Origin of the sequence: Streptomyces sp. NPDC096046, assembly GCF_040303285.1 — a bacterium.
Lineage (GTDB): Bacteria > Actinomycetota > Actinomycetes > Streptomycetales > Streptomycetaceae > Streptomyces.
The window spans coordinates 248,834-263,533 of record NZ_JBEOSZ010000003.1 but is presented as its reverse complement, the minus strand read 5'-3'; the positions used below and the strand labels follow the sequence as shown (position 1 = coordinate 263,533).

Genomic DNA, 14,700 nt, shown 5'->3' with positions numbered 1-14,700 from the left:
GGGTGGTCGCCGGGGGCGGCCGCTTCTGGCTCCGGCCCTCCACCCCCCTCCCCGCCCCCCCCCCACGGCGCACGGCGCACGGCGAGCGTGCGTGCCGGGCGTCGTGACGCCGCGGAGATCCATCAGAAGCCCCCTAGGCCGGCTCATCACCTCGCGTCGCCAGGTTCCGCAGGACGGTGCCACAGCGGCGCGCGTACGCGTGCTGCAAGCCCCTGGTCGCGGGGCCGCCCGCCTTCGCGTACCACTTCGCCGCACGGCTGAAGGCGTTCACCGTCAGCCAGACGGTGCCGTCGCCCGTGCGGTCGACCACGAAGGACTCCTCGCCGGTCTCGGGGTGGCCGGGCAGCGTGCCGTAGGCCCAGCCCGCCCGGCGGGGTTCCTCGACCGTCCAGACGACGCGGCAGGGGGCCTTGATCATGCCGGCCAGGGTGACGGTGACGTCGACACCGGGGGCGGCTCGTTCCGCGCCCGTGTCGAGGCCCACGCCCATCGCGCGGTGCATCTCCCAGGTGAGGACCGCCTGCGCGGCCCGGCGGAAGACCTCCTCGCCCTCGCCGAGGCGGGTGCGGACGGTCATGAGGTGGAAACCCGGCGGGCAGAAGCCCTGATCGCGGGTGGCGCCGACATCGGCGTAGGTGAAGTCCTTCGGATCCGGATAAGACACGGTCACCAAGAGTAGGGCGGTACCCGGACCGGACCGCGTTCCGGGTACCGCCCGTGGTCGTGCTTCGGTCAGCCGACGTTCACGGCCGACCAGGCGGACGCGACCGCCTTGTACTCGGTGCTGGAGGCGCCGTACAGCGCCGAGGCCGCGTTCAGGGTCGCCGTACGGGCCTGCGCGTACTTGGTCGTCGACGTCATGTACGTCGTCAGCGCCTTGTACCAGATCTGCAGCGCCTTGGTCCGGCCGATGCCGGTGACCGTGGAGCCGTTGGACGTGGGCGAGTTGTAGGTGACGCCGTTGATCGTCTTGGAGCCGCTGCCCTCGGACAGCAGGTAGAAGAAGTGGTTGGCGGGACCGGAGGAGTAGTGGACGTCCACCCCGCCGAGGCCGGCGGACCAGCTGTCCTTGGACGAGCCGTCCTTGCTGGGCTTGTCCATGTAGCGCAGCGGGCTGCCGTCGCCATGGATGTCGATCTCCTCCCCGATGAGGTAGTCACCGACGTCGGTGGAGTTGCCCGCGAAGAACTCGGCGCCCGCGCCGAAGATGTCGCTGGTGGCCTCGTTCAGGCCGCCGGACTCCCCGCTGTAATTCAGGCCCGCCGTGGCCGACGTCAGGCCGTGGCTCATCTCGTGCGCGGCCACGTCGAGCGAGGTCAGCGGGTGGGTGTTGCCCGAGCCGTCGCCGTAGGTCATGCAGAAGCAGCTCTCGGACCAGAAGGCGTTGACGTAGCCGTTGCCGTAGTGGACCCGCGAGTGGGCGGCCTTGCCGTCGTTGCGGATGCCGTTGCGGCCGAAGGTGTTCTTGTAGAAGTCCCAGGTGACTTGGGCGCCGTAGTGGGCGTCGGCGGCGGCGGTCTCGGCGTTGGACGGGTTGCCGGTGCCCCAGACGTCGTCCGGGCCGGAGAAGAGGGTGCCGGTGCCGGAGGTGCGGCGGTCGAGGTTGTACGTCTTGTGGCCGCCGCGGGTGCCGTCCGTCAGGTTGTAGGCCGACCCGGACCTGGTGGTGCCGAGGGTGACCTGGCCGCTGTAGGTGGTGTTGCCGGTGCCGGTCTCGATGCCCTGGTACTCGTAGAGCTTCTCGCCGGTGGCGGCGTCGGTGACGACGTGCAGCTCGTTCGGGGTGCCGTCCTCCTGGAGGCCGCCGACGACGGTCTCGTAGGCGAGGACCGGCGTGCCGCCCGCCGCCCAGATCACCTTGCGGGGAGCGGAGTTCGCCTCGGTCTTGGCCGAACCGGCCGCCTTGGCGAGGGTCACGGCCTGCTTCTCCGCCTTGGCGGCGCTGACCGCGGGCTTGAGCGAGGCGACCTTCAGCGCCGCCTTGGTGGCTCTGGTGACGCCCCTGGCCGCGCCGGACTTCGATTCGTGCACCACGAGGTCGCCGCCGAGGACCGGCAGGCCCGCGTAGGTGCGCTCGTAGCGCGTGTGGACGGAGCCGTCGGCGTCCTTCACGACGTCCTTGACGACCAGCTTCTCCTGGGCGCCGAGGCCTATCTCGTCGGCGGTCCGCGCGGCGTCCGCCTGCTGCTCCTGGATGAGCGCCGTGCGGGCGGGCGCCGAGAGCAGCACGGGGGCGGCGCCGAGGGCCGGCTTGCTCGCGGAGTCCGCGGCGATGCTGCTGCCGGGCGTCAGTGCGGTGGTGAGCAGGGCACCCGCGGCGACTGCGGTGGCGATGGCGAGCGTGGCGCGCTTTTGACGCGCGTAGACAGGGGTGGACACACGAGCTCCTCGTTGTGGGGGGGAGTGCTGCGGTGCTGTGCGGCGTGGGGGAAGAGTGGCACCGAGGACGCGTACATGTCATGAGTGGGACGTGATGTTGGCCAGAAAAGGACGACCAGATGTACGCGAGGGCAGGTGAAACGGACGCCGCCCCGGGGGATTCGAACCCACCGGGGCGGCGCCCTGACCCAAGGGCCTACGGGAACGTCAGCTTCCAGCTGTTGATGTAGCCGGTGTCTACAGCCGCGTTGTCCTGCACCCGCAGCTTCCACACGCCGTTGGCCACCTCGGAGGAGGCGTTCACCGTGTAGGTGGTGTTGATGTTGTTCGCGCTTCCACCGGTGCCGTACCCCTTCAGGGTGTACGCCGTGCCGTCGGGGGCGACCAGCTCCACCTTGAGGTCACCGATGTAGGTGTGGACGATGTCCACCGCGACCTGGAGGTTGGACGGCGCGTTGCCGGTCCGGCCGGACACGGTGACCGACGAGGTGACCGCCGCGCCCCGGTCCGGGATCGCCACGTCGGCGGTGTTCTCGAAGGACGTGCCGCCTCCTCCTCCGTCGCCGGGGCGGGTGCCGACGTTGATGCCCGCCCACGCGTGCTGGACCGCCTTGTACTCGGCGCTGTCCGTGCCGTAGAGCTCACCGGTGGCCGCGAGGGTGCCGGTGCGGGCGCCCGCGTAGTTGGTGGTCGAGGTGAACTTCGTGGTGAGCGCGCGGAACCAGATCTTCTCCGCCTTGTCCCGGCCGATGCCGGTGACCGGAAGGCCGTCCGAGGTGGGCGAGTTGTACGTGACACCGTTGATGGTCTTGGTGCCGCTGCCCTCGCTCAGCAGGTAGAAGAAGTGGTTCGCCGGGCCGGACGAGTAGTGCACGTCGATCGAGCCGATGCCCGAGTACCAGCTGTCCTTGGACGAGCCGTCCTTGCTCGGCTTGTCCATGTAGCGCAGCGGCGTGCCGTCACCGTTGATGTCGATCTCCTCGCCGATGAGGTAGTCACCGACGTCGGAGGAGTTGTTCGCGTAGAACTCGACCGTCGATCCGAAGATGTCGGAGGTGGCCTCGTTCAGACCACCGGACTCGCCGCTGTAGTTGAGACCGGCGGTGTTCGAGGTGAGCCCGTGGGTCATCTCGTGCGCGGCCACGTCGATCGACGTCAGCGGGTTGGCGTTGCCCGAGCCGTCGCCGTAGGTCATGCAGAAGCAGCTGTCCGACCAGAACGCGTTGACGTAGTTGTTGCCGTAGTGGACCCGGGAGTACGCGCTCACGCCGTCGCCGCGGATGCCCGAGCGGCCGTGCACGTTCTTGTAGTAGTCCCAGGTCAGCGCCGCGCCGTAGTGCGCGTCGGCCCCTGCGGACTCCAGGTTGGACGGGCTGCCGTTGCCCCACACGTCGTCCGGTCCGGAGAACAGGGTGCCGGTGCCGGAGGTGCCGCGGTTGAGGTTGTACGTCTTGTGGTTGCCGCGGGCGCCGTCGGTGAGGTTGTACGTCGACCCGGACTGGGTGGTGGTCAGGTCGACCGTGCCGGAGTACACCGTGTTGCCGGTGCCGTTCTCGATCGCCTCCCACTCGTACAGCTTCTCGCCGGTGGTGGCGTCGGTGACGACGTGCAGTTCCTGCGGGGTGCCGTCGTGCTGGAAGCCGCCGACGACCGTCTCGTAGGCCACGACCGGCGTGCCGCTCGCGGCCCAGATCACCTTGCGGGGCTCGCGATTGATGTCGGGGTTCTTGGCCTCGTCGGCCTCGCCGGCGGCCAGGGCCTGCTGCCGGGCCTTCGCGGCGGGCACCGCGGTCTTCGTCGTGGCCGGCTTGACGGCGGCGCGGGTGGCCTTGACGACGGCCGCCGTGGCGTCCGACTTCGTGCTCTCCACGACCAGGTCGCCGCCGAGGACCGGCAGGCCGTCGTAGGTGCGCTCGTAGCGCGTGTGCACGGTGCCGTCACGGTCCTTCAGGACGTCCCGGACGACCAGCTTCTCCTTGACGCCGAGGCCCAGGTCGCGGGCCGTCCGCGCCTTGCCGGCCTCGGCCTCGCGGATCAGCGCGGCGCGCTGCGCGGGGCTGAGCTTGACCGATTCCGAGCCGGGGATCGCCTTGCTCGCGGCCGACGGTGCCTTCTCCGGGGCTGCGATGGCGGTGCCGCTCTGGACGGCTGCGGCGATCAGCGCGGCGACGCCGGCGAGGGCCACGGCCGCGGTGCGGGTGCGGTGGGGGGTGGGTCTGTGGGAGGTGCCTCTGCGCGCGGAACTGCTTCTCAACACGGACTCCTTCTGCGGGACCGGGGGTCGCCCGGCCTGGGGAGGTGGAGGTGTCGCTGTGGGGTTCCTGTGGAGCAGTCGTGGGAAGCGTGGCAGGGGAGTGCGCTTTCTGTCAGGACCGCGTCAAAACTATGGCCAGAAACGGTTCGTTGTCCGGAAGTTCATGTTCGCTATACGGACGCTTTGCCGTTTCCGGGCAGCTCCCCGTGCCAGGAGTGCCACAGCGCCGCGTAGGCCCCGCCGGCCGCCACCGACTCGTCGTGCGTGCCGAGTTCGGTCAGCCGGCCGTCCTGCATCACCGCCACCCGGTCGGCGTCGTGCGCGGTGTGCAGCCGGTGCGCGACGGCGATGACCGTGCGCCCTTCGAGGACGGCGGCCAAGGTCCGCTCGGTGTGCCGCGCGGTCGTCGGGTCGAGCAGCGCGGTCGCCTCGTCGAGGATCAGCGTGTGCGGGTCCGCCAGGACCACCCGGGCCAGGGCGAGTTGCTGGGCCTGCGAGCCGTCGGTCCGGCAACCGCCCTGGCCCAGCGTGGTGTCCAGCCCCTGCGGCAGCTCCCGCACCCACGCGTCGGCGCCCACCACGGCCAGCGCCTGCCACAACTCCTCGTCCTCGGCGGACGGTTCGGCGATCCGCAGGTTGTCGCGGACCGAACCCAGGAACACATGGTGCTCCTGGGTCACCAGGACGACCTGGCGACGCAGCCGCTCCGGCCCCAGCCCGACGACCGGCACGCCGCCGACCGTCACCGAGCCGGAGGTCGGCGCGTCGATGCCCGCCATCAGCCGGCTCAGCGTGGTCTTGCCTGCGCCGGACGGCCCGACCACGGCCAGCCGCTCCCCAGGCCGCACCGTCAGGTCGACGCCGCGCAGCACCTCGACGCCCCCCTCGTACGCATAGCGCACCCCGGTGACGTCGATGCGGTCACCGTCCGGATCCGGACCGTCGCCCTCGCCGACGGCGCGCGGCGCCCGGGCCAGCCCCTCCACCCGGGCGAAGGAGGCGCCGCTGGACTGGAGTTGCTCGATCCGCACCAGAACCTCGTCCAGCGGCGCGCTCAGCTGCTGGAGATAGAGGGCCGCCGCTACCACCGCTCCCAGGCTCATCGAGCCGGACGAGTACAGTGCGCCGCCGATCACCAGCGCACCGGCGACCGGGAGGACGTACGACGTCTCCACGACCGGGAAGAACACCGTGCGCAGGAAGAGCGTGTGGAAGCGGGTACGGCGGGACGTCTCCAGCGCGTCCCGGCTCGCGGCCGTGCGTTGCTCCCGGAGCCGGAACGCCTCGACCGTGCGGGCGCCGGCCGCCGTCGACGTCACGATCTCCGCCACGTCCGACGTGGCAGCGCCCTCGGCGAGGTACCCCTCCCGGGCCCGGTTCAGGTACCAGTGCAACACGACCCAGATCGGCGTCGTCCCCAGCACCGTGAGGGCGCCGAGCAGCGGGTCCGTCAGGAACACCGCGGCGACCAGGAACAGCGCCTGAACCAGGTTGACGAGCAGGACCGGACCCGCGTCGCGCAGGGTGTTGCCGACGGTCGTCACGTCCGCCGTCCCGCGCGCCGTCAGATCGCCGGTGCCGACGCGCTCCACGGAAGACGCGGGCAGCGCCAGTGCCCGGTCCACGAACCGCTCCCGCACCCGGGCCAGCGTCCGCTCCCCGAAGCGGTGCCCCAGGTACCGGGCCCAGCGCGCCAGCAGAACCTGCGCCAGCGCGCACAGCAGGAGGAGCAGGGCAAGCCGGTCCACGGCGGCCACCCCCCGTCCGGCCCGCACATCATCGATCATCCGGCCCAGCAGCCACGGCCCGGCCAGTCCGACCAGGGCCGCCAGCGCGTTCAGGGCCAGGACGACGCCGAAGGCACGGCCATCGGCCCGTACGAGGTCGAGCAGGGCGCGTCGGACGTCGGCCCGTCCGGCGACCGGCAGGTGTCCCTGGCTCATCCCAGGACCTCTTCGGTGTCCCTCGCGACAAGGGCCCGGTAGCCAGGAGTGGTGTCGAGCAGTTCGCGGTGAGTGCCGGATGCCGCGACCTTCCCGTCGACCAGGTAGTGGAGGGTGTCCGCGCGGTCCAGGAGGAGGGGAGAAGCGGTGGTCACGACCGTTGTGCGGCCTTGCCGGGCGGCCCTGAGCCGGCCGGCGACGATGGCTTCGGTATGGGCGTCGAGGGCTGAAGTGGGCTCGATGGTCAGGAGAATCTCCGGGTCGGTGACGAGCGCTCTCGCCAGGCGGATGCGCTGGCGCTGGCCGCCGCTGAGGTTGCGGGCCTGGGCCGACATGGAGGTGTCGAGGCCGTTGGGGAGGGCTTGGACGATGTCTTCCGCTGCGGCTGTGTGGAGTGCCTTCCGGAGTGCCCCGGTGGGCGCCGGCGCGTGGGGGCTTGTGACGCGGTTTCCCGCGCCCCCGGAAGACGGGGCGATCATGTCCTGGAGGGTTCCCGCGAACAGGTCGGATTCGTGGTCGGCCACCAGGATGCGTGCCCGGATCTGATCCAGCGCGATGTCGTCCAGGCGCCTGTCGCCCCAGGTCGCGTTCGACGGGGCGTAACGGCCCAAGCGGTCCACCACCGTCGTCGCGTCCGCAGGGTGTTCCGCGACCAAGGCCGTCAGACGGCCCGGCAGGACGTGTACGCCCGATTCGGGGTCGTACAGGGCCGAGGGTTCGCAGGGGGCGTCGCGTGTGCCGGTGTGGGCCAGCGGCTCCAGGCGCAGGAACCGTACGACGCGCCGTGCGCACACCAGGCCACGGCTGATCTGGTAGCCGCACTCGACCAGGAAGGCCACCGGCCACACCAGCACGGCCACATAGCCGTAGACGGACACCAACTGACCCACGGTGATGTCGCCCTGCGCGGCGAACCGGGCTGCCAGCCAGGTCACCACCGCGAGGAACAGGGTCGGGAGCCCGACCCCCAGCGCCTGCACCCAGCTGGTCACCGCCCCCACCCGGTACCCCTGCTCACGCAGTCGCACCGAGTCGTGCCGGAAGGCGTCCGCCACCGGCTGCTTGCCGCCCAGGCCGCCGAGCACCCGCAGTCCGCCCGCGAGGTCGCCGATCCGCGCGGTCAGCACGCCCTGCCGCTCGCGGTACTCCTTCTCCGACCCCTGCAACCGGCCGAGCAGCGGCCCGACCAGCAGGGCGATCACTGGAAGGCCGAGCAGCACGACCAGGGCGACCAGCCCCGAGACCGACACCAGCAGCAAGGCGATCACCAGATAGCCCACGACAGCGCCGACCCCGGGCCCGACGACCGTGAGTGACTGGCCGACCGTCTGCACGTCGCTGACGCCGATGGTGACGACCTCCCCGGCGCCCGCTTGCCGTCGCAGAGAGGCACCCAGCCGCACCGCATGCCCGACGACCACTTTCACCGTACGGAAGTTGGCGTCCATCCGCACTCGTGTCATCGTGCGGTGCCGCATGATGCTCAGCCAGGCGTTGAAGGCGCCCACCGCGAAGAGCGCGCCGCTCCACAGGGCCAGCGCCCTCATGTCCCTGGGCTCCAGGCCGTCGTCGATCGCCCGGGACATCAGATACGGCGTCGCCGCCAGCAGCACCATCCACACACTGCCGAACATCGCCCCGGCGGCGCACCGCCCCGGCTGCCGGGTGACCAGCCACCACAGGTAGCGGGCGCCGCTCCGGTCGTCGGGTGTTCCGGGGTCCTCGTATGCGTCGATCATCCGCCCGCTCCTCGCCGCCGCTCTACGCCAGACTGTCCCGCCAGGCCCGGTGCAGGTCCGCGAACCTGCCCGTGCCGGAGACGAGTTCGCCCGGTTCGCCGTCCTCCACGATCCGGCCGTACTCCATCACCAGGACCCGGTCCGCGATCTCCACCGTGGACAGCCGGTGGGCGATGACCACGGCCGTACGGCCCTTCAGCACCGTCGTCATGGCCCGCTGCACCGCGCGCTCCCCGGGGATGTCCAGCGAGCTGGTCGCCTCGTCGAGGATCAGCACGGCCGGGTCGGCCAGCAACGCCCGGGCGAAGGCGACCAGTTGCCGCTGCCCGGCGGAGATACGGCCGCCCCGCTTGCGCACGTCGGTGTCGTAGCCGTCGGGAAGGGCGCTGATGAAGTCGTGGGCGCCGATCTCCTTCGCCGCCTGCTCGATCTCCTCGCGGGTGGCGTCCGGGCGGCCGATCGCGATGTTGTCGGCGACCGAGCCGGAGAAGAGGAACGCCTCCTGCGTCACCATGACCACTCCGCGCCGCAGTTCGGGCACGGCGAGGTCGCGCAGGTCGACGCCGTCCAGCAGCACCCGGCCACCGGACGGGTCGTAGAACCGGGCCAGCAGTTTGGCCAGCGTCGACTTGCCGGCGCCCGTGGAGCCCACGACCGCGACCGTCTGCCCGGCCGGGAGGGTCAGGTCGAAGGGGGGCAGCACCTCGCCGCCGGTGCGGTAGCCGAAGCGGACGCCGTCGAAGACCACCGCGCGGCCGGGATGTTCGCTCTCCGGCGGCGGCAGCCGCCGGGGGGTGGCCGGCTCGGGGACCGACGGGGTCTGCGCGAGCAGGCCGGCGATCTTCTCCAGGGAGGCGGCCGCCGACTGGTAGGAGTTCAGGAACATCCCGAGCCGGTCGATGGGGTCGTACAGCCGCCGCAGGTACAGCACGGCCGCCGCCAGCACACCGAGGGCCAGCGTGCCGTCCGCGACCCGGTGGGCGCCCCACAGCACGATCGCCGCGACCGCCACGTTGGCGACCAGCCGCGAGCCGGTGACGTAGCGGGCCATCTCCAGCAGCGCGTCGCCGTTGGTCCGTTCGTGCCGCCGGTTGAGCACGCCGAAGTCCGCGTCGTTGACGGCCTCGCGACGGAAGGCGCGCACCGGACGGATGCCGTTCATGGTCTCGACGAACGTGACGATGACGGCCGCGATGGCCGTCGACCGGGCCCGGTACACCCGGCCGGCCCGCCGCCGGTACCACCGCACGAGGGCGTAGAGCGGCACCAGCGACGCCACCGCCACGCCCCCGAGGCCCAGGTCGAGCCAGAGCAGCATGGCCGAGATGTAGACGAAGGAGAGGATGACCGTCACGAGTTCCTGGAGGCCCTCGTCCAGCAGCTCGCGCAGTGACTCCACGTCGGCCGTCGAGCGGGAGATGAGCCGGCCCGAGGTGTAGCGCTCGTGGAAGTCGACACTCAGCGCCTGCGCGTGGCGGAAGATCCGGCCCCGCAGATCCAGCAGCACGTCCTGGCTGACCCGGGCGGCGGCGCCGACGAACGCGAACTGCAGCCCGCCCGCGGCCAGCGCGCACGCCAGGTAGCCCACGCCCACCGCGATCAGCGGCCCGTGGTCCTGCGCCCGGAACGCCGGTACGGCACGGTCGATGGCGTACGCCACGAGCAGCGGCCCCGCCTGCACGACCGCCTGCTGGAGCAGCAGCAGGACCGTCGTCACCGTGACCCTGGCCTTCAGGGGCGCGAGCAGCGAGCGGAGCAGGGCTTTGGTGGCGCCCGGCGGGGTGGGCAGGACGTCCCGGTCGAAGGGGTCGCCGGCGGCGGCCGGCCGATCGCCGGGTCGGTCGCCGGGAGGCTCGTCGGGTTGTTCGTCGGATTTGCTGCCCGCCGGTGTGCCGGTGGCCGCCGTCATCGTGCGCCCTCCTCTTCCCCTGACATCAGATGCGCGTACTCGGCGTTCGTACGCAGCAGTTCGTGGTGGGTGCCGACCGCGGCGATCCGGCCGCCGGACAGCAGCGCGACCCGGTCGGCGAGCAGCACGGTGGACGGGCGGTGCGCCACGATCAGGGCGGTGGTGTCCGCGAGGACCTGCCGCAGGGCGGCCTCCACGGCCGCCTCGGTGTGCACGTCCAGGGCCGACAGCGGGTCGTCGAGGACGAGGAACTCCGGCTGCCCGACGACGGCCCGGGCGAGCGCGAGGCGCTGGCGCTGGCCGCCGGAGAGGCTGAGGCCCTGCTCGCCCACCCGGGTGTCCGTCCCCTGCGGCAGGGCGTACACGAAGTCGGCCTGGGCGACGGCCAGCGCGCGCTCCAGATCAGCCGTGCCGGCGGTGTCCTTCGCGCCCATGAGAACGTTGTCGCCGACCGCGGCCGAGAACAGCGTGGGCTCCTCGAAAGCCACGGCGACCTTGGCGCGCAGCGCTTGTCTGGGGAGGTCTCCGATGTCGACGCCGTCGAGGGTGATGCGGCCCGAGGTCAGCTCGTACAGGCGGGGGATGAGCGCGGTCAGGGTGGTCTTGCCGCTGCCGGTGGCGCCGACCAGGGCCATGGACTCACCCGGGCGGATGTGCAGGTCGATGTGCTGGAGGACGGGCGGGGTGCCGGGCGGGGCGTCGGGGTAGCGGAAGCGCACCCCGTGGAAGCGGAGTCCCCTGTCCTGGACGTCCACCGTGCCGGTGCCGGTGCCGGAAGCGGGGGCGGGGACCGCGGTGGTGGCGATGGCGGCGGCAGGGACGCCGGCGGTGGCGGTGATCCCCTCCGCCGTTCCCTCCGTGTCCCCCTCCGTGTCCTCGTCCATCACCTCGAAATAGCGCTGCGTCGCCGTCGCCGCCTCCTGGCTCATCGCCAGCAGGAACCCGATCGACTCCACCGGCCACCGCAGCGCCAGCGCCGTCGACAGGAACGCCACCAGTGTGCCCGCCGACAGGGCACCGTCGGCCACTTGGACGACCCCCACCACCAGCGCCGCCCCGATCGCCACCTCGGGCAGCGTCACGATGACACCCCAGATGGCGGCCAGCAGCCGAGCCTTGCGCAGTTCGGTGCCGCGCAGCTTCGCCGACAGGTCCCGGAAGGCCAGCGCCTGGCTGCGGTGGCGGCCGAAGCCCTTGATGATGCGGATGCCGAGCACGCTCTCCTCGACGACCGTCGTCAGGTCGCCGACCTGGTCCTGGGCGCGCCGGGCCATCGCGGCGTAACGCTTCTCGAAGATCACGCAGGTGACCATGACGGGCAGCGCCGGCCCGAGGATGACCAGCCCCAGCGTCCAGTCCTGGAGCAGCATGATGAGCACGCCGACGAGGATCGTCACCCCGTTGACCAGCAGGAACGTCAGCGGAAAGGCGAGGAACTGGCGCAGCAGCATCAGGTCCGTCGTCGCCCGGGACAGCAACTGCCCCGAGGCCCACCGGTCGTGGAAGGACACCGGCAACCGCTGGAGGTGCCGGTACAGACCCGCCCGCATCGACGCCTCGACGTGGGAGAGCGGGCGGGCCACGAGCCACCGCCGCAGCCCGAACAGCAGGGCCTCGGTGAAACCGAGGAGCAGCAGGTACAGCGCGCCGAGCCACACCCCGGCCGGGTCCCTGTCGGCGATCGGCCCGTCCACCATCCACTTCAGGACGAGCGGGATCACCAGGCCCACGCAGGAGGCGAGTATCGCGACGAACGCGGCGCCGGACAGCCGCGCTCGCACGGGCCGCACATACGGCCACAGGCGCAGCAGCGTGCGCACGGCGGAACGGTCCTGGGCGGGGGCGGGTGTCGTGGCCATCGGCAGCGAGCCTACGGATCGCCACCGACACTGCCCACCGAGTTTCCGCCGGATCCGGATCGGCCAGGGGTCCTGCGACCTGGGCGTTCGGCAGATCGCACGGCGGGACCGGCCGGGTCGTACGGCCGCATCAGCCGATCGGTCGATGCCCGTTCGAGCGAGACGGCCGATGTGGCCGTATGCCACCCGCCGGGACCCTCCTCGTATGCCGACCGCCTCCCGCCGAACTCGGCGTCACGTTCCGCGGCGGCGCCGGCGTACGACCGGGGGAGTCAGCCCGCCACCCGCAGCAGCAGCACCGCCCGCGCCGGCATCGTGATCTCCGTGCCCGCCCGGTGCGCCACGTCCGGCGCCTCCGCCTGCTCCTCCAGGCTCGTGTCGACGACGACCTCGTAGCGCTCCGCCCAGGGCGGCCCCGGCAGCGTGAAGGTGACCGGTCCCTCGCCCGCGTGCAGCACGGCCAGGAAACTGTCGTCGACGATCTGTTCCCCGCGCTCGTCCCGGCCCGGGATGTCCCGGCCGGACAGATACATGCCCAGCGTGGCGGCGGGCGCGTACCAGTCCTGCTCCGTCATCTCCGTGCCGCGGGAGGTGAACCAGGCCAGATCGCGCAGCCCGTCCGCGGTCTGGGCCCGGCCCGAGAAGAACGCCCGGCGCCTGAGCACCGGGTGACGGTGGCGCAGCGCGATCAGCCGGGACGTCAGCGCGAACAGGGCCTTCCAGCCGGGGTCCGCCAGCAGCGTCCAGTCCAGCCAGCCGATCTCGTTGTCCTGGCAGTACGCGTTGTTGTTGCCGCGCTGGGTGCGGCCCAGCTCGTCGCCGGCGACCAGCATCGGCACGCCCGTGGACAGCAGCAGGGTGGTCAGCAGGTTCCTGAGCTGCCGCCGCCTGAGCGCTCGTATCCCCTCGTCGTCGGTCTCACCCTCGGTGCCGCAGTTCCAGGCCCGGTTGTCGTCCGTGCCGTCCCGGTTGCCCTCGCCGTTGGCCTCGTTGTGCTTGCGCCCGTAACTCACCAGGTCGCGCAGGGTGAACCCGTCGTGGGCGGTGATGAAGTTGACGGACGCGTACGGCCTGCGCCCGCCCCAGGCGTACAGGTCGCTGGAGCCCGACAGGCGGTAGCCCATCTCCCGGACGTCGGGCAGGGCGTGCCGCCAGAAGTCCCGCACGGCGTTGCGGTACCGGTCGTTCCACTCCGTCCACAGCGGGGGGAACGCCCCCACCTGGTAGCCGCCCGACCCCACGTCCCACGGCTCGGCGATCAGCTTCACCCGACGCAGCACCGGGTCCTGGGCGATGACCGCGAGGAACGGGGAGAGCATGTCGACGTCGTGCATCGAGCGGGCCAGCGCCGCCGCCAGGTCGAAGCGGAAGCCGTCCACGCCCATCTCGATGACCCAGTAGCGCAGCGAGTCCGTGATCAGGCGCAGCACCTGCGGCTGGACCACGTGCAGGGTGTTGCCGCAGCCGGTGTAGTCGGCGTAGCGGCGGGCGTCGTCCTGGAGACGGTAGTAGCCGCGGTTGTCGATGCCCTTCAGGGAGAGCGTGGGGCCTAGTTCGCCCGCCTCCGCGGTGTGGTTGTAGACCACGTCGAGGATGACCTCGATCCCGGCCGCGTGCAGGGCGCGCACCATGCGCTTGAACTCGCCGACCTGCTGGCCGGTCGTCCCGGAGGCCGCGTAGGCCGCGTGCGGGGCGAAGTAGCCGATGGAGTTGTAGCCCCAGTAGTTCCTGAGGCCCCGGCGCAGCAGGTGGTCCTCGTGGGCGAACTGGTGCACCGGCAGCAGCTCCACCGCCGTCACGCCCAGCTGGACCAGGTGCTCGATCGCCGCCGGGTGCGCGAGGCCGGCGTAGGTGCCGCGCAGCTCCTCGGGGATGCCGGGGTGCAGCCGCGTGAAGCCCTTGACGTGCAGCTCGTAGATCACCGAGTCGGCCCACGGCGTCTTCGGGCGGCGGTCGTCCGCCCAGTCGTCGTCATCGTGGACGACGACGCCCTTCGGCACGTGCGGCGCCGAGTCCCGGTCGTCGCGCACGGTGTCGGCGACGTGCTGCTGGGGCCAGTCGCGGACGTGCCCGTACACCTCCGGCGGCAGGCTGCTGTAGTCATTTCCCTCGGCGCCGTCGACCGCCCGCGCGTACGGGTCGAGGAGCAGCTTCGCCGGGTTCCAGCGGGCGCCGGTCCACGGGTCCCAGCGGCCGTGCACCCGGTAGCCGTAGCGCTGGCCCGGCAGCACGCCCGGGACGAAGCCGTGCCAGATCTCGTGGGTCAGCTCGCCGAGCCGCACCCGCGACTCCTTGCCCGCCTCGTCGAAGAGGCACAGCTCGACACCCTCCGCCCCGCCCGCCCACAACGCGAAGTTGGTGCCCGCCACCCCGTCCGGACCGACCCGGAACCGGGCGCCCAGCGGGGTCGGCGCACCCGGCCACGCGGGCACGGTGGGCGGCGGCGCGGCCCGCCGTGCGCCGTTCACGGCGGCGGCCTGGCGCCCGTTCCCGGTGGCCTGATGACCGGCCACCGCCTCCTGCTCGGCTGCGCTGGACACCTGTCCGCCTCCCGCGGCTCGTGGAACGACGGGGGACAGAGGGGTACGGCCCTGTGCTGCGGCCAGGGTCGCGGCTC

At 71.9% G+C, this 14,700-nt stretch carries 8 protein-coding genes; all 8 read right to left on the bottom strand.

Annotation, left to right across the window (positions count from 1 at the left end; all coding sequences use genetic code 11):
• Nucleotides 1–133: 133 nt before the first annotated feature.
• On the bottom strand, nucleotides 134–670 hold the full coding sequence (locus ABTX62_RS04995) for a DUF1990 domain-containing protein (protein WP_352114850.1): 537 nt from the start codon (nucleotides 668–670) through the stop codon (nucleotides 134–136).
• Between the two features lie 62 nt (nucleotides 671–732).
• Nucleotides 733–2,379, bottom strand: coding sequence for a M4 family metallopeptidase (locus ABTX62_RS04990; RefSeq protein ID WP_352114849.1), 1,647 nt, complete (start codon nucleotides 2,377–2,379; stop codon nucleotides 733–735).
• A 196-nt stretch (nucleotides 2,380–2,575) separates the two neighbouring features.
• Nucleotides 2,576–4,633 carry a M4 family metallopeptidase gene (locus ABTX62_RS04985; RefSeq protein ID WP_352114848.1) on the bottom strand — a complete coding sequence of 686 codons (2,058 nt, stop codon included), beginning with the start codon at nucleotides 4,631–4,633 and terminating at the stop codon, nucleotides 2,576–2,578.
• Between the two features lie 170 nt (nucleotides 4,634–4,803).
• Nucleotides 4,804–6,576: an ABC transporter ATP-binding protein gene (locus tag ABTX62_RS04980; protein WP_352114847.1), complete on the bottom strand. Its 1,773-nt coding sequence runs from the start codon at nucleotides 6,574–6,576 to the stop codon at nucleotides 4,804–4,806.
• Nucleotides 6,573–8,315, bottom strand: coding sequence for an ABC transporter transmembrane domain-containing protein (locus ABTX62_RS04975; protein WP_352114846.1), 1,743 nt, complete (start codon nucleotides 8,313–8,315; stop codon nucleotides 6,573–6,575). Before ABTX62_RS04975 ends, ABTX62_RS04980 begins: the two co-directional genes overlap by 4 nt.
• A gap of 22 nt (nucleotides 8,316–8,337) precedes the next feature.
• Nucleotides 8,338–10,224, bottom strand: coding sequence for an ABC transporter ATP-binding protein (locus tag ABTX62_RS04970; RefSeq protein WP_352114845.1), 1,887 nt, complete (start codon nucleotides 10,222–10,224; stop codon nucleotides 8,338–8,340).
• The gene (locus ABTX62_RS04965) at nucleotides 10,221–12,083 is read right to left on the bottom strand and encodes an ABC transporter ATP-binding protein (RefSeq protein ID WP_352114844.1); all 1,863 of its coding nucleotides are present in this window, start codon (nucleotides 12,081–12,083) and stop codon (nucleotides 10,221–10,223) included. Before ABTX62_RS04965 ends, ABTX62_RS04970 begins: the two co-directional genes overlap by 4 nt.
• A gap of 272 nt (nucleotides 12,084–12,355) precedes the next feature.
• A complete protein-coding gene (glgX, locus tag ABTX62_RS04960; protein WP_352114843.1) occupies nucleotides 12,356–14,623 on the bottom strand; it encodes a glycogen debranching protein GlgX in 2,268 nt (755 codons plus the stop codon).
• Nucleotides 14,624–14,700: the final 77 nt, after the last annotated feature.